Genomic DNA, 22584 nt, shown 5'->3' with positions numbered 1-22584 from the left:
TCAGTTTTCAGAGAAATGAGTAAAGTAAAAGACATTGTTTTGCAATTATCAGGATTATACAAAATATATGGAAAAAAACTAGAAAATGAAATTAAAACAGGAGACATTCCCAACCATATTGCATTAATTTTGGATGGAAATAGGCGATGGGCAAAACGACATTTAGAAATTAATAAAAAAGGACATTGGAGAGGTGCAGATGCAGTTGAGAATTTACTTGATTGGTGTGAGGAATTTAATATCAAAATTGTCACACTTTATGCATTATCAGCAGAGAATTTAGAAAGAAAAGATAGTGAATTAGATGATCTCTATGAATTAATTAGAATGAGATTAGAAAAATTATACAACGATCCTAGAATACACAGATGTGAAATGAGAGTTAAAGCAATTGGAAGAATAGAATTACTTCCAGAATCAATTAAAGAAGTTTTAACTAGATTAGATAATGCAACAAAAAATTATGATAATCATTTTCTAAATATTGCATTAGCTTATGGAGGACAGTATGAATTAGTTGATGCAGTAAAAAAAATTGGAGAGAAAATTAAAGACGGAAATTTGGAAATAAGTGAGATTACAAAAAAAGAGATTGAATCAAATCTATATACTTCACATTTACCACAGTCAGCACCAGATATGATTTTACGCACATCAGGTGAAAAAAGATTAAGTGGGTTTTTGATGTGGCAAAGTGCCTATAGTGAACTGGTTTTCATGGATATTTTTTGGCCAGAATTCAGAAAGATTGATTTAATGAGAGCGATAAGAACATTTCAGGAAAGGAAAAGGAGATTAGGAAAATGATTGAAGAGACATCTGCAGGAATTGTTTTATTTAGAAAAGAAGAATCAAAAATTCTATTTCTATTACTACATTATCCATCAGGTCATTGGGATTTTGTAAAAGGAAAAATGGAGCAAGAGGAATCAACACATCAAACAGCTGTTAGAGAAACAAAAGAAGAAACAGGAATTACAGATATTGTATTTGTTGAAAATTTTGAAGAGTGGATTCAATATAATTTCAAATATCAAGGTGAATTAGTTCAAAAAAAAGTTGTATTCTTTTTAGCAGAAACTAAAACTAAAGAGGTAAAAATTTCACATGAACACAGTGGATATACATGGTTAGATTATAATTCATCAATGGAAAAAACAACATTTGATAATGCAAAAACAGTTCTTACTAAAGCTGAAAAATTGTTATCAAATACTTTGTGATTGTAATTCTTTTGCAACGTTAACAGGATTCTTTGCATTTAAAATAGTTCTACCAACAATTAGATAATCAGTACCAGAAGAAATTACTTCTGATGCATTTCCACCCTGAGTTCCAACTCCAGGTGAAAATATACTTAAATTTTTTCCAGCTTGTTTAGAACAATATTGTATGATTTTTGGAAACGTTGCGCCAACGACAATTCCATCTACTTTTGCAGTTAATGCCCAATTTAGAAATAATTGGTATAATTGTTGTTTTTTGCCCATTTTAATTTCCATATCATATGATAATCTAGCCTCAGGTGCACTCATGTGACACAAAGTAATTACGCCATTTTTTTCTTTGTGAGATGATTTTACCAAATTCTTTAAGCTATCCAAACCCATGATAGGATTTGCAATAACAGCATCAAATCCCAAATTCCACAAATGTTCAGTTGTTACACGATTAGTATTTCCAATGTCATTTAATTTGATATCTGCAATTGTTTGTAATCCATAATCATGTGCTGTTTTATTGATTTTAATAATTTCTTTAGAACTTAGAGGAAGTAGTAAATGAAAATTTAATTTAATTGCACAAAGATAGGGATTTAGTTTTTTGATGTTTTGAATAGTTTTATTCTGTAAATTTTTTTCTGAAGAATCATAATCATTTGCAAGAATTACTTTGCCATTACTTTTTGAGATCTGTGAAAGTCTAGTTTTGAAGGTGGCCATAATCAACTAGTGGATGAGTATCCTTCAATTTTATTATTTTGATATAAGAATAACCATGTTCAGAGGGGTTTTGGACAAACGTAGGTTCAACTCCATTTGTAGTAGAAAATTTGATAAATGGATTTTCAGGTTCGCTGTTTAATACAACATGACAAAAATATGATGTTCCTTCATCATTAAAATTCATAAAAACTCCAAGAAGCCATTTGTCATTATGAGGAAATAAAAACAGCGGGAAAGGAACTTCATCAAAACCCCATGTGAGTTTTGCAAGACTAGATAAATCCTCTAATTCAATAGGCTGATACCGATCAAGTGTTCCATTACCAGGTTGTAATGTTTTTGGAAGAGATTTAATTCTAATAATTGGTGAATATAATTTACTAGAGTCAGAAGTAGAATCTACAATGTCAGATTCTTCTTTTCCAGATTTTAATCCATAACAAAGGTAATCACCATTGCGCTCTAAAGGAGTATAGTAAACAATTGGTTTTTCTTTCAAAACATCCATTTGCACAGATAAAATTTTTCTACCATCATGATTGTGTGAAAAAGATACACGTGGTGCACGCTCAAGTGCACAAACTAATCTTGTAAATTCTAAAGTTGAATGTACTTGAATGTAACGAGGTAATTTATCAACAGAAGAAGTTTCTAATTTGTCCACAAGGATTTGTAAAAGATTATCAAATTAAACTTATCCAAAAATCTAGAGCCTAGTTTCTTCTATCAACAACATCATTGATAGCAGGACCAGTTCCAATAATTGTTACAGGCGTGTTTAATTCATTCTCTATATTTTTGATAAATGATTTTGCATCCTCAGATAATTCATCAAAAGATGTTTTTCCAGCACAGTCAGTAAAAAGAACATCAAGTTTTGTGATAGAAATTTGTGTTGCACCATTAAGCATAATTGCACGCCTGGCTAAATCAAAATCAAAATCAGCTGCACGTCTTTGACGACCAGTTACAGTTCCAAATTCAGACCAATTTTTCTTTTCAGCTTCTTCTAGAGATAATTCTTTAGCTAAAGGACCAGTTCCAACACGAGTAACATATGATTTGAAAACAACAATTACTTCATCAACTTTTGTTGGTCCTAAACCAACATCAGCACAAATTCCAGATGCAGTTACATCTTTAGAAGTAACAAAAGGATATGTTCCGTGCCATAGTGAAAGGAATGTTCCTTGAGTACCTTCAACTAGAACATTTTGATTTTCAGATAATGCTGAATTAATCTCTTCAGGAACGTCAGTAATCAAAGAAGATAATGAATCAAAATCTTTTGCCATTTTTAAGACACGCATTGCTCTATCAGAATTTGCTGGACCAGTTCCACTACCAGTACTACCAATTTTTTCTTTTAATTCTCCTTTAGAATCTCGTTGTAAGTGGGAATCTTCAATTACGCCACAGTGTTTATCGATAAAAACACGACCAGATGCACCAAAATCCCGAATTTCATTGGCTAAAACTTCAGGGTTAATTACAACACCAGGTCCAATCATAACCTTAGCATTTTTATTTAAAAATCCACTTGGAAGCATTCTAACTTTGTAGACTTTATCACCATCCATAATAGTATGGCCAGCATTTGGACCTGCACCTCCTCGAACAATAATTTTAGGATCATCTTTAATTGCCAAATAAGAAATAATTTTTCCTTTGCCTTCATCACCAAAAAATCCTCCAACAACAACAGTGGATGTCATAATTCTAAACATCCATTTCGTTTATTTAAGCTAAAGTATTGTCACATGATTTTATATTCAAGCAATATCAGATTAGATCGATGTCTGAAGATAATTTTGCTGGAAATATTATTGTAAATTTAGCTAGTCTACCAGATTTTCTTCGAGTGCCAATTTTAAAAAAAAGAATGATTGAATTTTTTTCAAAAGATGAATCAGACAAAAAAGAAATTATCTATAATGCATTAGAAGCAGGTCCAACAATCCCATTTCTTAATTTTTCCAAATTGTTTAAATCATGGTTAAAAATCGTAGCAAGTCTTCCAGAAGATCATAGAGAAGGAATGTTTCAAGCATACATTAACCAATCACTGTTAGAACCAGAAAAATTAATTGCATTTAATCTAGATGGGATTTTAGAAATGTTTTTGCAATTAGAAGAAAATGAAAAAGAGACTATAGCAAAAACGATCAAAAAAATTATTCAAAATCTAGATGAAAGTGATAGGAAAAAAATTCTAATCATCATACCAAATAATGCAAAAATTCATTTAAAAATTTAGTTTACTTGAGGCTCATCAGGTTTTCTATTATCTTCATTTGTATAATCAATGATTTCTCCTTCAGGAGACAATACACCTACAAAGATTTTTTCATGTTTTTTTAATAATTTTCTGTGATCAGCCATAGACATATCTAATTTCATTTCATTCATGACCATAATCTGATATTCTTTCCATTCAGTCCAACACTTTGTACATGTAGGATATTTTTCGTTTACTGGTCCTAATTGTTCAGTATCAGGAATAGAATTTTTGCATTTGGTACATGTACGACTCATAAGAATCAGGAAGAAATTACTCCTTTTATCTTTTTTTGATGTAAAGTAATAATAATTAATGAACAATATCAGAAAGCATGAAGATCAAGTGTCCAAAATGTAAAGAAAATGCAGAAGTGGCAATGGATTATTCAGTTGTCAAATGTGGTTCATGTGATTTAGATATGAGTTACGGGGAGTATGTAAAATTTGTAGCACATAATCAACCAAGATATTCAGATATTTTAGGAGATTATGCGTCTGGTGGTAGCACAGAAGGACATACAGCAGGATCCTTGGATGAATGGGATTAACAAGATGGTAAAATGATTCATCAGATTAAAATAATTACTTTAAGAAATTACTAAACATCATTGGAATTTTTATTAGAAAATATATTAAATCTTGTAGGATTTTTAGTCGGCCTTGCAATCGGCATTATGTCTTTTGTGGGATTTCGAAATACAGGCAGTCCAACATTATTTAGATTAACAATTGCATTTTTTTCAATTAGTATCGGATTTTTTGTGATTTGGTCAGGATACATGTTAGAAGATTATGTAATTAAATCTGGAAGTATAGATAGAGGAATTCAAACATTAGGAATTGTAATTCAAACTGTAGGATATTTTTTTATTGCATTTTCCCACAGCATTAAAGCATTTTTTCCAAAATCAAATTACTTTAGATCAATAGGAATTTTACCATTTTTCTTGGTGTCAACAGTTCAACTAGAACATATTTTCAGATCAATTTCATTTATTTTATTGGTGTATGGTGCAATTGAAACAATATTGTCATATAGAGACAATAAAAATAAAGGTGCGGTTTCAGTTGCCTTAGGATTAGGACTTTTAGCATTTGGAGAATTTTTAGGCTGGTATTCTTTTGTATTTCCTGAATCAATATTATATTCAATATCAATGACAATCAAAATAGGAGGATTAGTTGCATTATTCATTCCAGTAAGCAAGGTTCCATTAAAGAGGATAAAATTTGATGATGACTTGGATAAAATTTGAAATAGGCTCAAAAATCCAGAGTTGTCAAATTCTTTTATCTTTTTAGTATATACGAAAATATCATTTGTTTCGTATACAGATTTATCAACTAAAAATACAAGTAAATGGCAGAATATAGAACACAAATGAAAATAATTGGAGACATATTGTCAACAACTAGGGATGACCTTCAAGATGAAAATGGAGCTACAGTAACATATCTAATTAGAAAAGCAAATATTTCTCATTCTAGAATTTCTAGAATTTTAAAAACATTAGTTTCACAAGGTTTGTTAGAACAAGCTGATACACAGGGTTCAAACAGATATAAAATTAGTCAATCAGGAAGAGAATTTCTTCAAGCATATCATTCATTTTCAAATTTTGCAGATAATTTTGGTTTAAATATTTAATTTCTTCTTTTATTAAATTAATACAAATTACAATAACAAAAAGAAAATAATAATTAAAGAAATAATGAATGTTAGTTATAATGAAAGTAAATTGTCAGGATAAGGGAATTAAAAAAGCAGTAGAAATTATTGAAAATGGAGGAGTCATAATATTTCCAACAGATACTGTATATGGAATTGGTTGCAATCCATACGATACAAATGCAGTAAAAAAAATTTATGAAATTAAATCAAGGGAAAAAATAAAATCACTACCAGTATTAGCAAGTTCAATACAGATAGTAAAACAAATTAGCATAATAGACAAATTTACTGAAAAAATTATTAAAAAATATTGGCCAGGACCACTTACATTAATTTTAAAATTAAAAGATAAAAATTTAAAAAAATCATTGAATTTAGAAGATAAAATTGCAGTGAGAATTCCAAATTCAGAATGCACTTTAAAATTATTAAACAAATGTAATTTACTAGTCGGTACAAGTGCAAATATTTCGGGGGAGTCGTCATTTACAAATCCTCAAGAATGCATGAAAAATGTCAAAAACTATGATGTTTTTGTTGATGGAGGAACAATTACAAGTAAAGGCGAATCAACAATTATTGAAATAGAAAATGAAAAAATTCACATCATCAGAGAAGGCGCACTAAAAAAAGAGGATATTGTGATTTGATGAATCTGATTGTTACCTGTGCAAGAAATTTAGAAGGAGAAGCAGAGGAAGAAATAATAGATATTTTAGACGAGTTGGGGGATCCTGACATTAAAATTTCTGTTAGCAATATGTCTGGAATTATTACTATTCAAACAAAATTGGATCCCATAGAAGTAGTTAGAAAAATGAAGGAGATCTTGTTGGATGAGCCTTGGAGCATCAGATACTGCTTAAGAGTAATTCCAATTCAAAAAATCGTCGAAACAAATCTTGAAAAAATTCAAGAATGTATTTCTAGCATTTCAAACAAAATTGAGGATGATGAATCATATAGAATATTAATTGAGAAAAGAAATTCAGATATTTCAAGTAAAGAAATAATTACAAATATTGCAAATCAAATAAAAAACAAAGTATCATTAGATTATCCAGATAAAATTATTTTAATTGAGATACTAGGAATCGTGACAGGGATTTCACTCATTAAAAAATCAGATATACTTAGTCTAGAAAAAACTAAACGAAGTATGTCAGAGTAAAATAGAAGCTTTTTCGACCAAAATATCTTCTAGAGGAGTTTTAGAATATACAGAATCAGTATGTTTTTTTGAAATATTGAAATGCTTTTTAATAAACGAAGAATGATTTTTCAAAAATAAATTTACACATAATGGAGACAATTCAGAATATACAGAATTAAAGTGATTTTTATTTCCAATTACAATTAAAATAAAATTAACTGAAGGTTTCAAACCAACAGAAGAAATTGCATTAGAAATTTGTAACGTCGATGCAAATCTCATTAAAATATCAGTTTCAAGCTTGTTTGATAGTAAAATGTTGTTTTTTTCTGCATTCATTGAAATCGATAAGATTTTCTTTAAATGAGAAGCATTTAAAACAAAATTACTTGAGATAACTTGAAATTTTAATTTAGGATATTTTTCTCTTAAATCATCAAGAAATTGAATATCAATTTTTTTTTGGCCACAAATTTCAATAATGTGAATTTGCTTTTTTTCAATTTCAAAAGTTAATTTTTTTGAGGAACCACCATGAATGACAGGAATTATACTTACAACATCACCATCAGAGATGATAGTATCTTTTCCATTCATGGCTGAAGAATCAGAACCATTAATTGCAATTAGAATATTTTCAATATCAAGCTCAGAAGTATCATTAGGTTTAATTTTTAACAAATGCTCAAGTAATTCATTAACAGATATATCGGATTTTTCAATTTGAAATTGTTCAGAATTAAATGATTTTTTTGCACCACCGACTAATTTTACAGCAATCATATCAATATCTTATGTACAATTTAGAGATTAATATTTGATTAATTACTCAGATTTCTCTTCTACAGATTCTGCGGTAGAAGTAATTGTTTCAACTTCCTCGTTTGTAAGAGTAATTTCTTCAACTGTTTCAGAAATATCTTCAGAGTCTACAATCTCTAATGAAGAATCTTGTTCCTCATCATTTGAAGAATCAACATTATCTTGTTTGTATTGTTCGTTGAGAATTTGTTTTTTATTAAATCGTGTAATGTATCCTGCAACTTTATTTTTCAATCCTTTTGAGCGGATAATAGAAACTTGATTTAGTGCTTTTTTGTTTTCAGTAAAATCTTCACCAAATTTTGTCTTATGGTCCGTTAATACTTCAAATGAAAGACGCTTTATTCTATCCACGCATGAATTAACGAAGAGGGTATTTTATACCTATATTCCAAGATAGCGTTTTGTATTTTGCTCCAAAAGACATGACATGTCATCAAATGTTTTTTCAAGAACTTTTGAGGCGCAAAAAATGACGCTAGGAATAAAGCTGATCTGTCCAGATTTCATTTCAAAACATCTGGAAAATCTAACAGGTCCATCAGTCTCAACAAGAATTTTTGATTCATCAGCCTTTGACAATAAACTTTGTTTATCATTTGCATAAATCATTACAGGACCAAAAGATACAAAAAAATCCATATCCATGGCTTTTTGAAGTTGTTTTTTACTGCCATCAAACCAATGCAGTAAAGCATGTTTTGTATCATATGAAGTCATTATTTCAAAAATATCATCAAGACTTTTTCTGGAATGAATTGAAACAGGTTTATGGAATTTTTCTGCAGAGGAAAGTAAAGATTCAAAGACATGAATTTGTCTCTGAGTATCATCTTTATTTTTACAATAAGTAGGATCTAATCCTATCTCACCTATACCAGAAATAGAATTTTGATTTAATTCAATTAAATTATTTATTTTTTCAAGATCATTATCATTTGAACATTCAGGATGAATTCCAATAAAAGGTAAAACAAGATCATTTTTTTTTGATAAAGATAATGTTGAGAGCGAATTTTCATAATTCATAGAAACACAACATGCCTTAATTTTGAGCGAATCCATTTGAGTTAAAATAAAATCAATTTCAGGCAAATATGCAGAATCAGACAGATGTATGTGAGAATCAAATAACCATGTCATAATCTAATAAATTTTGAATGTTGTCTGTATAAATCGATTCCTTAGTGATATTTTTTCACTCATTAAGTTTTTTCACAAAAAAGAGAAACAAAAATTATGAAATCTTCAGAATTGGGATTATCAGCAATGTATAGAATATTAAAAAAATCTGGTGCTGAAAGAGTTAGTGATGAATCAGCAGATGAATTAAGACGAATCATAGAAGATATTGCTGAAGATATTGCAAAAAATGCTGTTGATATGGCATCACATGCAGGTAGAAAAACAATCAAAGCTGAAGATGTAAAATTAGCTTCAAAATCATTTAGTAAATAATAATCTAAAGAGTTTAATTGTTCATTTCGTGTTTTTCAAAACGGTACTCTGGCAGAACGGTTATGCGTGAGCCTGCAAAGCTTATACAAGGGGGTTCGACTCCCTCGGGTACCTTTATTCTACAATTACCTGAGCAAACATCCAAGGATGTAATTCGCAAAAGTAATCGAATGTACCAATTTCATCAAAAGATAATGTGTAATACTGATAGGGATCCAAATAACCGCTATCAAAAAGTTCAGTAGGCTCCCCATAAAATCCAGATGTCACAGTATGAAAAGCAGAATCTTCATTCAACCATGTTACAGAACCTCCTTTTTCTACAATAATTTTCGATGGGATGTAACAAATATCTTCGATATCACATCCAGGACGTGAAACCTTTGTTGGTATTACAACATCTGCTTTCATCATTTCTTCAGTTTCTAAACTAGTCTCTTCAGAAATAATTTCTTCAGGAGTAATTTCTTCAGAATTTAATCCAGATAATGACAAACCAATAACAGTTGCAGATATTCCCAATAATATTGCCAAAGAGATTATTTTTTTTATCATTTCATTTCATTTCCGTTTGAGAGTTATTACACAATTACCTAATTCTCTAAATATATAATACATTACAAAAATTAATGTCACAAAATCCAAATGGTCTATTAGAATACATACCAGGATCACAGGCTCTATTAGTACAAAAAAATTCTAGTCCACCTCTAGAAGGATTTGCAGAAAACATTAGAGAAAACATTCAGGAATACGCCGAAGATTCAAAAAGTGAAGTAGAAAAAGGTAATAATTTTCTTCAATGGATTTTAACAAGAGTTTTTGAGGCTACAGAGGATGATGCAGCAGATGCAATTGTAGATGGGGCAAACGATCTAGGGATTGATGCATATTTACCAGTAGATTTTTCAGACAACACTGTTAGATTATTCCAATCAAAATATGGAACTTCACATTCTCTTGAAGCAATTGCAAAATTCAAAGAAGATGCAAAAAGATTACTTACAAAAGATATAACAAAAATGAGACCAGAATTAGCTCAACTTGTTACAAAAATCAAAGAAAAAAATCTAAAAATAAAATGTTGTTATGTTACGGATCAAAAAGTCGATTATCAAGATGAAATAGTAGAAATAATTGATGAAGAGAAAATAATTCAAAGATTATGGGACAGAATTAAAAAACCAGCAGCAGGGAAAAAATCATCCATTAAACTTGAAAGAATGCTTAGACATGAAAATACTATTTTAGGAATTTTAAAACTGCGTGAATTAACAGATTTTGTAAGTAAAAATAGAGACTATGTCTTTGAATCAAACATCAGACAATGGATGCAATTTAAAACTACAGTAAACAAAGGACTAAGAGATACTTTACAAACAAATCCAGGGAAATTCTTTTTTTATAATAATGGAATTACAATAGTAGTTAGTGATTTCACAGAACTAGGAGAAAATATGATTGAGCTTTTTGCTCCACAAATTGTTAATGGTGCACAAACATCAAATTCAATTTTAGATCATTCAAAGAGAACAAAAAATATGGATGGATCAATGACAGTAACTATAATCAAAGCAGATGATGAACAAGAACAAAACAATATTACAAAATATAGAAATTCACAAAATTCAGTTAGAGGAAAAGATTTAGTTTCATTAATGGATTTTCATAAATCAATTAAATCACAATTGAAAAATTGTGGGTATTTTTATGAAATTCAAGCAGGCTCATTTGATACAAAATCAAAATCTAAACAATCAGAATACAATGGAGACGGGGCTTACAATAATTATTTACCAGATAATCATAAAAAAGTCATTGTTGCCAAAGATGCAATTCAATCACTAGTTGCAGGTATCGAACAAAGACCAACCGAGTCATATAGTTCTCCATCTCAGTTTCTTCCAAGAGGTAGCAAATATGATCAAATTTTTAATGATAATCTAAAAGATGATTATAGAATTATACTATATCCATATCTTGTAAAAGAATTTGCAAAAAAATCTTTGAAATACGGCAAACAAGGAGGTCATAAAACAAAAAGATATGCAACACTATTCTTTGTAGCTGTTTATTTTAGAATATTACATAAAAAAATTTTAGAATCTAAAGGAGATTTTAAATCAGACATTAGAAAATTAGAACCAATTTTTCATAGTTTTAAGCTAAATAATAGAATTTTAAAAATAACTGATACAATTGTGACAAAATTTCTAGAAGATACAGTAGTAGATGATGAAATTGAGCTGGCAAATACAAAACATAATTTCTTCTCACAACATGTTTGGAATGACACAATGCTTAGAGTCATAGATAAGAAAATCAGACAAGAAGAAGATGAAATAATGGCACTTAGAAAAATTGCAAATAATTTATTTTGATAAGAAAGGCAGTAGCCTAACCAAGTAAAAATCTTGCAGGAGGTTTACATTGGTTAAACTAGCTACCTGATTTAATGAGAAATACGTAATATTTAACATAATTTTCTCAAATATGAAGAATCTAGCATGTTTTTTATATTGATGAAAAATAGAAAAAATCGAATTGGGTTTAAAAGAAAAATGTACCATTTGTAATGAGAAAGTAAAACAACGCTACAATCCAATGGATGAATGGGGAATTGAAGGAATAATGTGTGGAAAATGTTATTCAAAAAAAGTTCACGAACATTATCCAGGGGATCACATCAGAGTTAACAAGGATTTAGATTAATTTATTCTGTCTTTGAATATTTATTCACATTAAAACAGTTCCATGCAAGAGGATCATCTTTAACATCATTTTCCTCTAAAAATTTGATATCAGTTATAGTTTTTTTTCTTTTCAATAAATTCACTTGAAAAGTAGAAAATGCTTTACAACTACAATCATTGTATAAACAAACATCATCATCGCCCTCATCATGATCTTGTGCTTCATGACCACAACTACACGAATCATTTTTTTTGGCATCGTTTAGAGATTTTTGTGTATAGACTCCTAATCTAAGATAGGCTTCACCACCATGACCCTTTTTGAATCGTTCATAATGTTCAGATTTTGCTAATATTTTGAAAAAAGCTAAATTTGTATCAGGTTTTTGAGAATCAGATCCCATGATAAACCAATAATCATTTTCCATTTCAACAAATCTGATTTTAATTGATGGATCTACCCACCAATGAATAGTATCATGCCAAAGGGAAGCAGATTGTTTTCTATCAGCAATTAAAGGAACTACATTCATTCTAAGATCATAGTATCTATATGCAACACCCACAAAATCGTCATACCAAGGTATTGGTGATTGAGAAGACATTATTAAAAAAATGCATGAAGAGCTTATTTATCTGATCTGAATGAATTGTAATACCCTTATATCTGAGTTTTTCATTATACCCCACATGGTAGCTTACAGAACTAGTATGCAAATTGTTGCAGATCTGTTGACAGTCACCCAATTATCAGGTCAAGAAGGTATCAAAACCACATCACTTCTAACTAAAGCAAACTTATCACATTCTAGATTATCAAAATTTTTGAATAATTTGACAGGTGCTGGCCTAATTAACAAAATTGAATATGATGGAAAAAACACATTTGTCATTACATCTAAAGGCAGACAATACTTAGAATCATATGTCAATTTTTCAAGTATTGCAGAATCATTTGGTTTAGAACTTTAATTCTATTTCTTTTTAGATCTTTTTCTTTTAGCATTAAGTTTCTCTCGTGCTTTTTTATCTTTGTATCCACCGTAGAAAAGAATGAAAATTATTCCTCCAATGGAGCCATAAAATAGTGGAAGTAGTGGTTGTTCGCGTATTTCTCCACTCATTGGTGAAACCCAAGCAATAGGAATTCCTACAACCATGAAAATTAAGATGACTGTAAGATACTTGTCCATGCCTTACCTATTTTACAAAACCATATATCTTTTTGATTCCAGAGAATAGAGTAGAAAATATGTCAAAAATACTAGAAATGATAGGATTAGTACTTGTATCAATTATGATTTTAGGATTTGTTGGAGCATTAGATACACTGATACCACTTGGTATTGGAAATGGATTAACACCATTATTTTGGGGATGTGCAGGTGCAACTCTAATTATCATCTTGTATAGAAAAAGAAAAAGAAAACAAGCAGGATTAGAATAGAAATAATTTTACAAAAAATTATTAATTGATCAATTATTTATCAACCGACAGATCTATTAAGGAGCATTTTAAGAAAGTAGAAGGGATCATGACAGAACAAACAAAACAATGGTGGATAGGTTTAGGCAAAGAATTAGAAATAGATATTGAAACTCTAGACGAATAATACAACGATTTTTCCAAATGATTTTAAAAATTTTAAAAGAGCCTTGAACGGGATCTGAACCCGCGACCTACTGATTACGAATCAGGTGCTCTACCAGGCTGAGCTACCAAGGCACGAATGAATAAATCCATCAGAGTTAATAAAAAGCCTTTCCGACTTTGGGTAATTGAAAAAAACAATTTCAGGTATCAGAGGAATATTTGGAGAGGATCTTAATCTAAAAGACATAATTGAATTTACTAATAATTTTTCATCATTAATTAAATCTGAAAAATGTGTAATTGGAAGAGATACACGACCTTCTGGAAAAATGATTCAAGAAACAATCAGTGCAGTTCTAATGAAAAATGGAATTGATGTTTTTGATTTAGGAATGGTACCCACTCCAGTAGTATTTAGAGAATCAAGAAAATATGGGGCAGGAATAATTATTTCTTCATCACACAATCCAATAGAATGGAATGGAATGAAATTCATTTTGGATGGAAGAGGCATTAATGAAAAAGAACTCCCCAACATAATTAATCATCAAAAAATTTTAAAATCAAAAATTGGTAAAATTAAGCAAATTAAATCAACATATGTTGAAGATGCAAGCAAAATCATTGGTAATGTAAAAAATTCACCTAAAATTGTAATAGATAATGGAGGAGGAGCAGCAAAAGATTTTGCAGAAAATTTACTAAGAAAAATTGGATGTGATGTAGAAATAATTAATCAAGAACTTTTAGGCTGTTCTAGAGGCCCAGATCCTACATCAGAGGAATTAATTGAATTAAGTAAGATTACAAACGATAAAGAGATTGGATTTGCATTTGATTTAGACGGAGATCGCTTAGTGGTTGTAAGAAAAGGAAAAAAACAGACTCCAGACATAACACTTGGTTTAGGTGTTGCAAAATCATTGGAATTAGGATACAAAAAGTTTGTTTTGAGTTTAGACACTAGTGTTTCAATTGAAAAATTCATCAAAGAAAAAGGTGGAATAGTTGTAAGATCAAAAGTAGGAGAAGCAAATGTAATAGAAGATATGATAAAGAATAATTCGCAAGCTGGTGGAGAAGGAAGTAGTGCGGGATTTATTTTACCGGAATTTAATTATTGTAGAGAAGGTATTCTTACAAGTGGTTTAATAGCATCAATGTTAAAAAATTCAAAATTTACTGAAATAATAAATTATATGGAAAATTATTTTCAAATAAGAGAGAAAATAAAAGTTGATTCGAATCATCATGAAAGAATAATTGAAAATGTAAAAAATAGTTTCATGAAAAAATATTCAGAGATAGATACACGTGATGGAATTAAAGCGATTATTGATGAAGACACATGGATTTTAATTAGAAAATCAAACACAGAAGACATAATTAGAATTTCAGGGGAATCAAATGATAAAGAAAAATGTAAAATGATTGTCAATGACACTATACAATTGGTAAAAGAGAATTATGAAAAAATTAGATGAAAAAAAAATAATTGATATTTTTCAAAGAAAATTAGGGAATAAAAAATTTATTTCTGAGGATGTTGAAAAATTTACCTTAGGAAAAACAAAAATCATAGCAAAAACAGATACAATGGTTCAGAGCACAGACATTCCACAAAAAATGGGATTATTAGATGCAGCACGAAAAAGCGTAATTGCATGTGTGAGTGATTTTGCATCTAAAGGAGTTAAGCCAGAATATGGAATAATTTCAATAAACATACCTAAATCTATTTCAACAAAAGAAATTAACAATATTGCAAATGGATTTAAAAAAGCATGCAAAGAATATGAAATTTCAATAGTTGGAGGAGATACAAATGAAGGAAAAGAAATTGTCTTTAACGTTTGTATTTTTGGAAAATCAGATAGGATTGTTACTAGAAAAGGTTCCAATAAAGGGGATTTGATATTTACAACAGGTCCATTTGGATACACATCATTAGGATTAGAGATTCTTTTGGGAAATAATAAAAAAATAAACAATTTGATAAAAAAATCTGTTAAATCAGTTATAAATCCAAAACCAAGACTGGATTATGGACTAAAAAATAAAAGATATTTTTCATCATCTATGGATTCTAGTGATGGTTTATCAACAACATTAAATGAAATGTCAAAACAAAGTAAAAAAAAATTTGTTATTAATAAAATACCAATTAACAGAGATTTAGAAAATTATTTTAAAAAGCACAATAGAGATTTTAATTCAGCAATATTTCATGGAGGTGAGGAGTATGAATTTGTATTTACAATTCCTTCAAAATATAGAAAAATTATAATAAAAAATTCAATATTATTAAAAACACCAATTATTGAAATTGGTTACGTAGAATTAGGAAAAGGGGTGTTTATACAAAATCAAAATGAGGAATTCAAATTAAAAGATTTAGGGTGGAAACATTTTAAGTAATTATTGACCAAAAGAAAAATCTCTCTCAACATTATTTACAATTTTAAAAATTGACTCAGTTGGTAAAACCGAAACACATTCTTTCATCCACAAATCATCAAGATATAACAATCGTTTCCTATCATTTTCTAGAAGGTCGTCGGGGTTTGAATTGGGGTATAAGGCATGCATCCTGTATCCTTCATTTGCAATTTCTTGACATTTTTTTTCTATTGGAGATAAAAGTACATCATTGATCGATGTTAGATTTTGGATTAAAACAGAACCCAATAATGCAACAGATACTGCAACAATAATTAGTAGTAAAACAATAGAAGCCATCAAAAATATTCATAAATTACAGTATATGAATAATGAATCATTTTAACCCAAGTGACCAAAATCAAATGATTTTCTGAAATCAATGTTTTTTAAACCCTTTAAGATCTGGTAAACATTGTCAGAAATAGAAGCCGAAGTAGAAGCACCAGTTGAAACAACTGAGGCAGTAGTTGAAACACAAGAAACTGAGGCAGTAGTTGAAACACAAAATCAACCTGAGGCTAAAAAGGAAGGTCCAGAAAAATGGGGTATTGCTCACATTTACAGCAGTTACAATAATACAATTATTCATATGACAGATCTTACAGGTGGCGAAACAGTGGCCATCAGTTCTGGCGGAAACCATGTTAATGCAGACAGATACGAATCATCACCATTTGCTGCAATGAAAGCTGCAAATGCAGTAGTTGAATCAACAAGAACAAAAGGATTCACAGGATTTCATATCAGAGTTCGTGCAGTAGGAGGAGTTGGTTCAAGAGTTCCAGGTCCAGGTGCACAAGCAGCAATCAGAGCACTTGCAAGAGGTGGATTTAAAATTGGAAGAATTGATGATGTAACACCAATTCCTCACGATACTACCAGAAAGAAAGGTGGTAAAAGAGGAAGAAGAGTCTAAGTAATAGAATTTACTTTAACATTACAACCTCTAGCAGCAAAATAATCACTCATAAATTTAGTAAATTTTCCTGCATCATCATTGTATTGATATTTTGCAAGGATATCAGAAAATTTTTCAGATATACTAATTTGAAAATTTGACTTGAATTCTAATTTAAAAAATGTCCAACCAAATTTTGATGAAGGTTCACTAAGATTATAGCTAGCATAACAATTCAAAAGACTTTCCATATGAGAAAGATGTTTTTTTATACAAAGTAGATCATCCAAATAATTTTGCGTTCCAATTTCTAGAGTAATACTCATTCTACATCATCATTAGATTTGTTACTAAGTTTATCTGTTAAAGAAACAAACTTTCCATCTTGTTGAATGTTAATTTTAGTATCCATCCTTACACTTAATCCAATTGAACGAAACAATCCCAATAATTTTCCACCGTCAAGATTCTCAGTAATTTCTCCATTTTTAATTAATTCATATAATTTATCAATGATCATTTTAGTCTCATTTGGAAACTGAGATTCAGCATTTGTTAAAACTTCCAATCCCCTAAATCCCAGTTGTTTAACTAACACATCTCTGGGATTAGCAGTTTTTTCTTCAGATGATTCTGGAGTTTCAATAGTCTCATCTCGTGTGGAAATATTTTTTTGCATTTCAGCTAAACGTTTAGCCTGTAATCTCTTTAGTTCAGAATCTTCGTCGCTCATCCTTTTATCACTCCTATAGGCACTAATTTTGCAACTTTAGTTGCAATTCCCAAATTATGCGATACATTAACTACAGAATCAACATCTTTGTAAGCTTGAGGAGTTTCTTCCACAACTCCATCACGAGTAAGTGCTTTGATAAATATCCCTTTATCATTAAGAGATTTCTTTACACTATCTTCAGTAAAATTACGTCGAGCCTTTGATCTAGACATTGTTCTTCCTGCGCCATGAGCAGTAGAACCAAAACTGAGATCCATGGAATTGGATTTACCCAATAAAATCCAGCTCGAGGTGCCCATGGAACCAGGTACCAAAACAGGTTGACCTAAATCGCGATATTTGGAAGGGATTTCATTACGATTAGAAGGGAAAGCACGTGTTGCACCTTTTCTATGAACAACTAATTTTCTTTCTTCACCATTAACATTATGTTTTTCAACTTTTGCAATATTGTGTGCTACATCATAAACTAATTTCATATCCAAATCAGATTCTGTTTGAGAAAATACACGTTCAAATGATTTTCTAGTCCAATGAGTAATCATTTGTCTATTACTCCATGCAAAATTTAATGCAGTAAACATTGCTTTTCTATACGATTCACCTTCTTCAGAATTATTTGGAACACAAGCAAGTTCTCTGTCAGGCAAATTGATGTTATATTTTTCCATAGCTTGTTCAGCAACACGAAGGTAATCACTACATACTTGATGGCCAAATCCTCTAGAACCACAGTGAATTAAAACAGTGATTGTTCCTTCTTTAATGCCCATTCTATTTGCAGCTTCTTCATCATGTATTTCTTCAACTTTTTGAATTTCAAGAAAGTGATTTCCAGAACCAAGACTTCCAAGTTGAGGAGCTCCCCGTTTTCTTGCCTTATCAGAAACTTTGTTTGGATCTGCATTTGGAATTTTGCCATTTTCTTCACAAACATCAGAGTCATTTGATGAACCATATCCGTGTTCAATAGCCCAGTTTACACCATTAACTAAAACTTCATCTAATTCTGAATTTGTTAAACGGACTGCACCTTTTGAACCAACACCAGAAGGAATAGAACTAAACAAATCATTAACTAAATCTTTTAATTTTGAACGAACAGTTTGTTCATTTAAATTTGAACGGAGTAATCTTACCCCACAATTAATATCATATCCTACACCACCTGGACTGATCATGCCTTCTTCAGCATCCATAGCTGCAACTCCACCTACCGGAAATCCATATCCCTCGTGTCCATCAGGTAAAACAACACTATGACTAACAATTCCGGGAATTGAAGCAACGTTTCGAGCCTGCATTATAGTCCTATCAGATAACATTTTTTGGAGCAATGCCTCATTTGCATAAATCCTAACAGGAACTTTCATTCCAAGATTTGAATCAGCATCAATTTGATAATGATTTTCTCCAATTTTCTTTGGATTTGCTGAAGACATTAGTATCGGTAGAATTTTCTTTCAATCCAATTTAAATCATCATAAGTATTCTAAGAATAATTTTAAATCAATCAGAATCAAATCAGATTATGTTAGAAAAATCAATAATTACACAAAAAGCAAATCAATTACTTGCCGAGTTAAGAGCAAATCCTGATTGGGCAATTGATGAAAAAAATTTCAAACAAGGTTATTTGAAAGCACTAGAATGGGTATTATCAGATACAGGAATTAAACAAAAATAAGCAAAAAGCGCTACCGATAGAATTAATCCCATAATGATCGCAAAAACAAGTAGAAAAACAAGTAGATTTATTTTCTAATATACAATTACCAAGATGTTGGCAATTTTACCTATTGATAATGGTCGTTATGGGACCAAAGAAATGATGGAAATTTTCAGTGAACAAAAAAAAGTTGATTATCAATTAGAAATTGAAGGTGCTGCTGCAATTTCTCAGAGTGAAATAGGAATGATTTCAAAAACAATTGGTAAAGAAATTCACAGAGCTGCAATGTCAGGTAAAATTACTGCAAAAAGAATTAAACAATTAGAAGCAAAAAGTGATCACGATACAGCTGCATTAGTAGAATCATTAAGCGAGAAATGTTCTAAAAATGCAAGACCATGGATTCACTATGGCCTAACAAGTAATGATTTAGTAGATACAAGTAATTCTATGCAAATGAGAGATGCATTACAAATTATTGAACCTAAAGTTGCAAAAATGGCATCAATTCTTGCAAAAAAATCTATCAAATATTCAAAAATACCAGCAGTAGGTAGAACTCATGGACAACATGCAAGTATTATTTCATTTGGATTAAAATTTGCTAATTGGGCAGCAGAAATGGCAAAACATGTAGAACGCATTGAAGAAATTAAAAAAAGAATTTTAATTTGTAAAACATTAGGAGTTGTCGGAACAGGTTCCCTAATGGGTGCAAAATCACTAGAAGTACAACGAAGAGCTGCAAAGAGATTAAAATTATTCCCAGCAGAAGTTACAACACAAGTTGTTCCTAGAGAAAGATATGCTGAATATGTATTTGAATTAGCGTTGATTGGAGCAACATTAGAAAAAATTGCAATAGAAATTAGAAATTTGCAAAGAACTGAAATAGGGGAAGTTGCAGAACAATTCAAAAAAGGTCAAATGGGAAGTAGCGCAGTTCCCGTTAAAAGAAATCCAATAAAAAGTGAACGTGTATCATCATTGTCAAAATTAGTAAGAAGTCAAGTTGCATTATCTTTTGAAAATATTCCATTATGGCATGAACGTGATCTTTCAAATTCAGCTAATGAAAGATTTGTTATACCAACTGTCTCAATCTTAGTTGACGAAATGTTAGAAACAATGACCAGAATTGTTTCAAATTTGATGGTAAATGAAAAGAGAATTGTAGATAACTTATACATTACAAAAGGACAAATTTTTGCAGAATTTGTTTTAGAGGCACTCATCAAAAAAGGAATTCCAAGATTTGTAGCATATAGAGATGTACAAAGAGTTGCATTTGAGGCAAATGACAAAGGAATGCTGTACAAGGATGCAATTAAAAACGATAAAGCATTCACTTCAAAATTAACAAATAATGAAATCGATTCAATTTTTTCACCGGAAAAACATCTTGGGGCATCACCAAAGATCATCAGTAATGTAGAAAAATCAGTTCATAAAACTGTAAAAAAATTTATCTAGTTTTCAGTAACGATTTATGAATTTTAGAACCATATTGTAATGCTTTTTTTCTTTTACTGCAAGAAATTTCAGGAACGCCAACATCACTAGCTAATTTGCGTATGACATGCTTGCGATATAGATCATCAGAACTATGAATTTTTTCAGTAACAGGAATGGTTTTGGCATATTCAATGAATTTGGCAGAAAGCAACGGTTGTAGGATTTTTACATCAAACTCTGAAGAAATAACATTCACAGCTTTCATCATTTTTAATTCATTTTCTAATTTTAAATCCATGACTTCATTGATTTTAGTTTGACCACCAGCAAAAGCTTCACGATAGGCATTATATCCACAAAATAATTCATCAATACCGTTACCTGTAATTACAACATCAAGATTCAAACTTTTTGCAAGTTTTGAAACATAATGAAAAGCAATACAATTTTCATTCCAAGATAAATTATCAGTAGCAATTACTTTATGTATATTTGAAGTAATTTCTGGAAAGGTTTCAGGATCAATTTCTAAAATATGATGAGAATAATTCAGTTGTTGATTAACTTCTTTAGAAAATAGGATATCATGAGATTCAGAAAAACCAATAGTTAGTAAAACAACATCAAATCCCATATCAGTACATATTTTTGAAACTAATGTACTATCAACACCACCAGAAAAAGCAATACCTATTTTCTTTTTAGGAACTACTTCGGAAATAGAATTTTTAATATTTTCTAATAAAATTTGATTAATTGATTCCATTTATCGTCTAAAGTATTAAAATTAATTTTACATATATTTCCATAAACTAGGAATGCTTAAAGAAAATAGTCATAAGCACGGTAATAATTAAGATTTTTACTGAATAAAAAATGGAGCCTGAAGATATTTTTAAAAAAAGAAATTTTTCAAAAGTAGATTTTGAATATGAAGAATTAATTGGAAGAAATTTTTCCAATACAAATTTAAAAAATGTTGATCTGAAAAACAGAGACATTCACAATGCTAATTTTAGTGGAGCTGATTTAACCGGCTCTAATTTGAGTGATACAATATTATTTAATGTAAAATTAAGAGGAGCAAATTTACAAAATGTGAATCTAAGTAATGCAAAACTTTGGGATACAGACATGTATGGTGTTGATCTAACAAATGCGAATATCAGTGGAGCTGATTTATTTTATGCAGATTTAAGAAATGCAGATTTAGCAAATACTAATCTAAGTAATGTAAATTTAAGACATACAAATTTTGATGGGGCTACATTTACGTCAATAGATTTCACAAATGCTAATTATGATGTAAAAACATTAGATACAATTTCAAAAGACATTAGATCAATTTTAAAAATGCAAGGAAATCTCTGGTAAGAATCATTTATCAATCTTTTAATTTAACAAGTTCTCAAAGTTGGTATGATGAGAGTATCAGAAGCAGAAATTATAGAAGAATTGAAGAAATTAGAAGGATGGAATATTAAAGATAATAAATTGCATAAAGAATTTCAATTTGATAGTTTCAATCAAGCATTTGGATTTATGACTAGAGCTGCCATGGAAATTGAAAAAATGAATCATCATCCAGAATGGTTTAATGTGTACAATAGAATTACAATAGATTTAACGACTCATGATGCAGGCGGCATTACAAATAACGATCTTAATCTTGCTAGAATTTTAAATTCCCTAGTCTAATTATAGAAAAATAATTTTTCAGGCACATTGTTACAGAATTTATATTATATCCATAGCCAAAAAAT

At 30.0% G+C, this 22584-nt stretch carries 35 protein-coding genes and 1 tRNA gene; 20 read left to right on the top strand and 16 right to left on the bottom strand.

What is annotated here, in order from left to right:
* Positions 1-15: 15 nt before the first annotated feature.
* Positions 16-807: a polyprenyl diphosphate synthase gene (gene uppS / locus NMSP_RS01610; RefSeq protein WP_152023798.1), complete on the top strand. Its 792-nt coding sequence runs from the start codon at positions 16-18 to the stop codon at positions 805-807.
* Positions 804-1223 carry a bis(5'-nucleosyl)-tetraphosphatase gene (locus NMSP_RS01605; RefSeq protein ID WP_086907154.1) on the top strand — a complete coding sequence of 140 codons (420 nt, stop codon included), beginning with the start codon at positions 804-806 and terminating at the stop codon, positions 1221-1223. Before uppS ends, NMSP_RS01605 begins: the two co-directional genes overlap by 4 nt.
* On the opposite strand, the gene pyrF is transcribed toward NMSP_RS01605, so the two are convergent.
* The 3 genes from pyrF to NMSP_RS01590 are packed head-to-tail and all read right to left on the bottom strand — an operon-like array spanning position 1209 to position 3661.
* Entirely contained in the window at positions 1209-1943 is a 735-nt protein-coding gene (gene pyrF / locus NMSP_RS01600) for an orotidine-5'-phosphate decarboxylase (RefSeq protein WP_086908319.1), read from the bottom strand. The two genes, NMSP_RS01605 and pyrF, sit on opposite strands and share 15 nt — an antisense overlap.
* Entirely contained in the window at positions 1924-2610 is a 687-nt protein-coding gene (locus NMSP_RS01595) for a hypothetical protein (protein WP_086907153.1), read from the bottom strand. Before NMSP_RS01595 ends, pyrF begins: the two co-directional genes overlap by 20 nt.
* 49 nt (positions 2611-2659) lie before the next feature.
* Positions 2660-3661, bottom strand: a complete 1002-nt coding sequence (locus tag NMSP_RS01590) for an adenylosuccinate synthetase (RefSeq protein ID WP_086908318.1) — start codon at positions 3659-3661, stop codon at positions 2660-2662.
* Between the two features lie 80 nt (positions 3662-3741).
* On the opposite strand from NMSP_RS01590, the gene NMSP_RS01585 reads away from it, so the two are divergent.
* Positions 3742-4203 carry a hypothetical protein gene (locus tag NMSP_RS01585; RefSeq protein ID WP_086907152.1) on the top strand — a complete coding sequence of 154 codons (462 nt, stop codon included), beginning with the start codon at positions 3742-3744 and terminating at the stop codon, positions 4201-4203.
* Here NMSP_RS01585 and NMSP_RS01580 read toward each other — a convergent pair.
* On the bottom strand, positions 4200-4481 hold the full coding sequence (locus tag NMSP_RS01580; RefSeq protein WP_086907151.1) for a Fe(2+)-trafficking protein: 282 nt from the start codon (positions 4479-4481) through the stop codon (positions 4200-4202). The genes NMSP_RS01585 and NMSP_RS01580 overlap by 4 nt on opposite strands.
* Before the next feature lie 77 nt (positions 4482-4558).
* On the opposite strand from NMSP_RS01580, the gene NMSP_RS01575 reads away from it, so the two are divergent.
* The 5 genes from NMSP_RS01575 to NMSP_RS01555 all read left to right on the top strand — a co-directional run bounded on the left by NMSP_RS01575 (position 4559) and on the right by NMSP_RS01555 (position 7069).
* Positions 4559-4774 carry a hypothetical protein gene (locus NMSP_RS01575; RefSeq protein WP_086907150.1) on the top strand — a complete coding sequence of 72 codons (216 nt, stop codon included), beginning with the start codon at positions 4559-4561 and terminating at the stop codon, positions 4772-4774.
* Positions 4775-4834: 60 nt separating this feature from the next.
* Positions 4835-5482: a hypothetical protein gene (locus NMSP_RS01570; protein WP_086907149.1), complete on the top strand. Its 648-nt coding sequence runs from the start codon at positions 4835-4837 to the stop codon at positions 5480-5482.
* 104 nt (positions 5483-5586) lie between these two features.
* Positions 5587-5874, top strand: a complete 288-nt coding sequence (locus NMSP_RS01565; RefSeq protein ID WP_086907148.1) for a winged helix-turn-helix domain-containing protein — start codon at positions 5587-5589, stop codon at positions 5872-5874.
* 80 nt (positions 5875-5954) lie between these two features.
* A complete protein-coding gene (locus tag NMSP_RS01560; protein ID WP_086907147.1) occupies positions 5955-6548 on the top strand; it encodes an L-threonylcarbamoyladenylate synthase in 594 nt (197 codons plus the stop codon).
* Positions 6548-7069: a THUMP domain-containing protein gene (locus NMSP_RS01555; RefSeq protein WP_086907146.1), complete on the top strand. Its 522-nt coding sequence runs from the start codon at positions 6548-6550 to the stop codon at positions 7067-7069. Before NMSP_RS01560 ends, NMSP_RS01555 begins: the two co-directional genes overlap by 1 nt.
* Here the strand turns inward: NMSP_RS01555 and cgi121 are convergent.
* From cgi121 to NMSP_RS01540, 3 genes are read right to left on the bottom strand one after another with little or no spacing between them, the layout of a single operon-like run.
* Positions 7061-7834, bottom strand: a complete 774-nt coding sequence (cgi121, locus tag NMSP_RS01550; protein ID WP_086907145.1) for a KEOPS complex subunit Cgi121 — start codon at positions 7832-7834, stop codon at positions 7061-7063. The genes NMSP_RS01555 and cgi121 overlap by 9 nt on opposite strands.
* Before the next feature lie 42 nt (positions 7835-7876).
* Positions 7877-8227 (bottom strand): hypothetical protein, encoded by a 351-nt coding sequence (locus tag NMSP_RS01545; protein WP_086907144.1) that lies wholly within the window; start codon positions 8225-8227, stop codon positions 7877-7879.
* Positions 8228-8257: 30 nt separating this feature from the next.
* Positions 8258-9016 (bottom strand): TatD family hydrolase, encoded by a 759-nt coding sequence (locus tag NMSP_RS01540; protein ID WP_086907143.1) that lies wholly within the window; start codon positions 9014-9016, stop codon positions 8258-8260.
* Between the two features lie 96 nt (positions 9017-9112).
* On the opposite strand from NMSP_RS01540, the gene NMSP_RS01535 reads away from it, so the two are divergent.
* Positions 9113-9331 (top strand): histone family protein, encoded by a 219-nt coding sequence (locus tag NMSP_RS01535; protein WP_086907142.1) that lies wholly within the window; start codon positions 9113-9115, stop codon positions 9329-9331.
* A gap of 114 nt (positions 9332-9445) precedes the next feature.
* On the opposite strand, the gene NMSP_RS01530 is transcribed toward NMSP_RS01535, so the two are convergent.
* Positions 9446-9886, bottom strand: a complete 441-nt coding sequence (locus NMSP_RS01530; protein ID WP_086907141.1) for a cupredoxin domain-containing protein — start codon at positions 9884-9886, stop codon at positions 9446-9448.
* Between the two features lie 74 nt (positions 9887-9960).
* Between NMSP_RS01530 and NMSP_RS01525 the strand changes: the two genes are divergently transcribed.
* Positions 9961-11712 carry an AIPR family protein gene (locus NMSP_RS01525; RefSeq protein WP_086907140.1) on the top strand — a complete coding sequence of 584 codons (1752 nt, stop codon included), beginning with the start codon at positions 9961-9963 and terminating at the stop codon, positions 11710-11712.
* A gap of 163 nt (positions 11713-11875) precedes the next feature.
* Positions 11876-12043: a hypothetical protein gene (locus NMSP_RS08325; protein WP_192866192.1), complete on the top strand. Its 168-nt coding sequence runs from the start codon at positions 11876-11878 to the stop codon at positions 12041-12043.
* 1 nt (position 12044) lies between these two features.
* On the opposite strand, the gene NMSP_RS01520 is transcribed toward NMSP_RS08325, so the two are convergent.
* On the bottom strand, positions 12045-12629 hold the full coding sequence (locus NMSP_RS01520; RefSeq protein WP_086907139.1) for a hypothetical protein: 585 nt from the start codon (positions 12627-12629) through the stop codon (positions 12045-12047).
* Positions 12630-12735: 106 nt separating this feature from the next.
* Between NMSP_RS01520 and NMSP_RS01515 the strand changes: the two genes are divergently transcribed.
* Complete coding sequence (locus NMSP_RS01515) at positions 12736-12996, top strand: winged helix-turn-helix domain-containing protein (protein WP_086908317.1); 261 nt, start codon at positions 12736-12738, stop codon at positions 12994-12996.
* 2 nt (positions 12997-12998) lie between these two features.
* Here the strand turns inward: NMSP_RS01515 and NMSP_RS01510 are convergent, their stop codons facing one another.
* On the bottom strand, positions 12999-13217 hold the full coding sequence (locus NMSP_RS01510; RefSeq protein WP_086907138.1) for a hypothetical protein: 219 nt from the start codon (positions 13215-13217) through the stop codon (positions 12999-13001).
* Positions 13218-13276: 59 nt separating this feature from the next.
* On the opposite strand from NMSP_RS01510, the gene NMSP_RS01505 reads away from it, so the two are divergent.
* Complete coding sequence (locus NMSP_RS01505; protein WP_086908316.1) at positions 13277-13471, top strand: hypothetical protein; 195 nt, start codon at positions 13277-13279, stop codon at positions 13469-13471.
* Between the two features lie 205 nt (positions 13472-13676).
* On the opposite strand, the gene NMSP_RS01500 is transcribed toward NMSP_RS01505, so the two are convergent.
* Positions 13677-13750: transfer RNA gene (locus tag NMSP_RS01500), tRNA-Thr, on the bottom strand.
* A gap of 53 nt (positions 13751-13803) precedes the next feature.
* Here NMSP_RS01500 and NMSP_RS01495 point away from each other — a divergent pair.
* Positions 13804-15102 (top strand): phosphomannomutase, encoded by a 1299-nt coding sequence (locus NMSP_RS01495; protein WP_086907137.1) that lies wholly within the window; start codon positions 13804-13806, stop codon positions 15100-15102.
* Entirely contained in the window at positions 15086-16036 is a 951-nt protein-coding gene (gene thiL, locus NMSP_RS01490; RefSeq protein WP_086907136.1) for a thiamine-phosphate kinase, read from the top strand. The genes NMSP_RS01495 and thiL overlap by 17 nt, the downstream gene beginning before the upstream one ends.
* Here the strand turns inward: thiL and NMSP_RS01485 are convergent, their stop codons facing one another.
* Positions 16037-16357, bottom strand: coding sequence for a hypothetical protein (locus tag NMSP_RS01485; protein ID WP_086907135.1), 321 nt, complete (start codon positions 16355-16357; stop codon positions 16037-16039).
* Positions 16358-16472: 115 nt separating this feature from the next.
* Between NMSP_RS01485 and NMSP_RS01480 the strand changes: the two genes are divergently transcribed.
* Entirely contained in the window at positions 16473-16976 is a 504-nt protein-coding gene (locus NMSP_RS01480; RefSeq protein WP_086907134.1) for a 30S ribosomal protein S11, read from the top strand.
* Here the strand turns inward: NMSP_RS01480 and NMSP_RS01475 are convergent.
* From NMSP_RS01475 to NMSP_RS01465, 3 genes are read right to left on the bottom strand one after another with little or no spacing between them, the layout of a single operon-like run.
* Positions 16973-17284 (bottom strand): hypothetical protein, encoded by a 312-nt coding sequence (locus tag NMSP_RS01475; protein WP_086907133.1) that lies wholly within the window; start codon positions 17282-17284, stop codon positions 16973-16975. The two genes, NMSP_RS01480 and NMSP_RS01475, sit on opposite strands and share 4 nt — an antisense overlap.
* Complete coding sequence (locus NMSP_RS01470) at positions 17281-17691, bottom strand: DNA-binding protein (protein ID WP_086907132.1); 411 nt, start codon at positions 17689-17691, stop codon at positions 17281-17283. The genes NMSP_RS01475 and NMSP_RS01470 overlap by 4 nt, the downstream gene beginning before the upstream one ends.
* The gene (locus NMSP_RS01465; protein ID WP_086907131.1) at positions 17688-19136 is read right to left on the bottom strand and encodes an RtcB family protein; all 1449 of its coding nucleotides are present in this window, start codon (positions 19134-19136) and stop codon (positions 17688-17690) included. Before NMSP_RS01465 ends, NMSP_RS01470 begins: the two co-directional genes overlap by 4 nt.
* Positions 19137-19225: 89 nt before the next feature.
* On the opposite strand from NMSP_RS01465, the gene NMSP_RS08320 reads away from it, so the two are divergent.
* Together NMSP_RS08320 and purB are read left to right on the top strand one after the other, a co-directional pair.
* Positions 19226-19381 carry a hypothetical protein gene (locus NMSP_RS08320; RefSeq protein ID WP_192866191.1) on the top strand — a complete coding sequence of 52 codons (156 nt, stop codon included), beginning with the start codon at positions 19226-19228 and terminating at the stop codon, positions 19379-19381.
* A 96-nt stretch (positions 19382-19477) separates the two neighbouring features.
* Complete coding sequence (gene purB / locus NMSP_RS01460; protein WP_086908315.1) at positions 19478-20839, top strand: adenylosuccinate lyase; 1362 nt, start codon at positions 19478-19480, stop codon at positions 20837-20839.
* Here purB and NMSP_RS01455 read toward each other — a convergent pair.
* The gene (locus tag NMSP_RS01455) at positions 20832-21587 is read right to left on the bottom strand and encodes an asparagine synthase C-terminal domain-containing protein (protein ID WP_086907130.1); all 756 of its coding nucleotides are present in this window, start codon (positions 21585-21587) and stop codon (positions 20832-20834) included. The genes purB and NMSP_RS01455 overlap by 8 nt on opposite strands.
* A gap of 110 nt (positions 21588-21697) precedes the next feature.
* Between NMSP_RS01455 and NMSP_RS01450 the strand changes: the two genes are divergently transcribed.
* The gene (locus tag NMSP_RS01450; RefSeq protein ID WP_086907129.1) at positions 21698-22195 is read left to right on the top strand and encodes a pentapeptide repeat-containing protein; all 498 of its coding nucleotides are present in this window, start codon (positions 21698-21700) and stop codon (positions 22193-22195) included.
* A 45-nt stretch (positions 22196-22240) separates the two neighbouring features.
* Positions 22241-22519 (top strand): 4a-hydroxytetrahydrobiopterin dehydratase, encoded by a 279-nt coding sequence (locus NMSP_RS01445; protein WP_086907128.1) that lies wholly within the window; start codon positions 22241-22243, stop codon positions 22517-22519.
* Positions 22520-22584 lie beyond the last annotated feature (65 nt).

This window comes from Candidatus Nitrosomarinus catalina (assembly GCF_002156965.1).
GTDB classification, from domain to species: Archaea; Thermoproteota; Nitrososphaeria; order Nitrososphaerales; family Nitrosopumilaceae; genus Nitrosopumilus; species Nitrosopumilus catalinensis.
Note: the sequence above shows the minus strand (reverse complement) of the source record. Positions and strands in the feature narration are given on the sequence as shown.

Coding starts and splice junctions, on each gene's coding strand:
- uppS (WP_152023798.1), top strand. CDS start 16: ATGAGTAAAGTAAAAGACATTGTTTTGCAATTATCAGGATTATACAAA.
- NMSP_RS01605 (WP_086907154.1), top strand. CDS start 804: ATGATTGAAGAGACATCTGCAGGAATTGTTTTATTTAGAAAAGAAGAA.
- pyrF (WP_086908319.1), bottom strand. CDS start 1,943: ATGGCCACCTTCAAAACTAGACTTTCACAGATCTCAAAAAGTAATGGC.
- NMSP_RS01590 (WP_086908318.1), bottom strand. CDS start 3,661: ATGACATCCACTGTTGTTGTTGGAGGATTTTTTGGTGATGAAGGCAAA.
- NMSP_RS01585 (WP_086907152.1), top strand. CDS start 3,742: ATGTCTGAAGATAATTTTGCTGGAAATATTATTGTAAATTTAGCTAGT.
- NMSP_RS01580 (WP_086907151.1), bottom strand. CDS start 4,481: ATGAGTCGTACATGTACCAAATGCAAAAATTCTATTCCTGATACTGAA.
- NMSP_RS01575 (WP_086907150.1), top strand. CDS start 4,559: ATGAAGATCAAGTGTCCAAAATGTAAAGAAAATGCAGAAGTGGCAATG.
- NMSP_RS01565 (WP_086907148.1), top strand. CDS start 5,587: ATGGCAGAATATAGAACACAAATGAAAATAATTGGAGACATATTGTCA.
- NMSP_RS01560 (WP_086907147.1), top strand. CDS start 5,955: ATGAAAGTAAATTGTCAGGATAAGGGAATTAAAAAAGCAGTAGAAATT.
- NMSP_RS01555 (WP_086907146.1), top strand. CDS start 6,548: ATGAATCTGATTGTTACCTGTGCAAGAAATTTAGAAGGAGAAGCAGAG.
- cgi121 (WP_086907145.1), bottom strand. CDS start 7,834: ATGATTGCTGTAAAATTAGTCGGTGGTGCAAAAAAATCATTTAATTCT.
- NMSP_RS01540 (WP_086907143.1), bottom strand. CDS start 9,016: ATGACATGGTTATTTGATTCTCACATACATCTGTCTGATTCTGCATAT.
- NMSP_RS01535 (WP_086907142.1), top strand. CDS start 9,113: ATGAAATCTTCAGAATTGGGATTATCAGCAATGTATAGAATATTAAAA.
- NMSP_RS01530 (WP_086907141.1), bottom strand. CDS start 9,886: ATGATAAAAAAAATAATCTCTTTGGCAATATTATTGGGAATATCTGCA.
- NMSP_RS01525 (WP_086907140.1), top strand. CDS start 9,961: ATGTCACAAAATCCAAATGGTCTATTAGAATACATACCAGGATCACAG.
- NMSP_RS01520 (WP_086907139.1), bottom strand. CDS start 12,629: ATGTCTTCTCAATCACCAATACCTTGGTATGACGATTTTGTGGGTGTT.
- NMSP_RS01515 (WP_086908317.1), top strand. CDS start 12,736: ATGCAAATTGTTGCAGATCTGTTGACAGTCACCCAATTATCAGGTCAA.
- NMSP_RS01510 (WP_086907138.1), bottom strand. CDS start 13,217: ATGGACAAGTATCTTACAGTCATCTTAATTTTCATGGTTGTAGGAATT.
- NMSP_RS01505 (WP_086908316.1), top strand. CDS start 13,277: ATGTCAAAAATACTAGAAATGATAGGATTAGTACTTGTATCAATTATG.
- thiL (WP_086907136.1), top strand. CDS start 15,086: ATGAAAAAATTAGATGAAAAAAAAATAATTGATATTTTTCAAAGAAAA.
- NMSP_RS01485 (WP_086907135.1), bottom strand. CDS start 16,357: ATGGCTTCTATTGTTTTACTACTAATTATTGTTGCAGTATCTGTTGCA.
- NMSP_RS01475 (WP_086907133.1), bottom strand. CDS start 17,284: ATGAGTATTACTCTAGAAATTGGAACGCAAAATTATTTGGATGATCTA.
- NMSP_RS01470 (WP_086907132.1), bottom strand. CDS start 17,691: ATGAGCGACGAAGATTCTGAACTAAAGAGATTACAGGCTAAACGTTTA.
- NMSP_RS01465 (WP_086907131.1), bottom strand. CDS start 19,136: ATGTCTTCAGCAAATCCAAAGAAAATTGGAGAAAATCATTATCAAATT.
- NMSP_RS08320 (WP_192866191.1), top strand. CDS start 19,226: ATGTTAGAAAAATCAATAATTACACAAAAAGCAAATCAATTACTTGCC.
- NMSP_RS01455 (WP_086907130.1), bottom strand. CDS start 21,587: ATGGAATCAATTAATCAAATTTTATTAGAAAATATTAAAAATTCTATT.
- NMSP_RS01450 (WP_086907129.1), top strand. CDS start 21,698: ATGGAGCCTGAAGATATTTTTAAAAAAAGAAATTTTTCAAAAGTAGAT.
- NMSP_RS01445 (WP_086907128.1), top strand. CDS start 22,241: ATGATGAGAGTATCAGAAGCAGAAATTATAGAAGAATTGAAGAAATTA.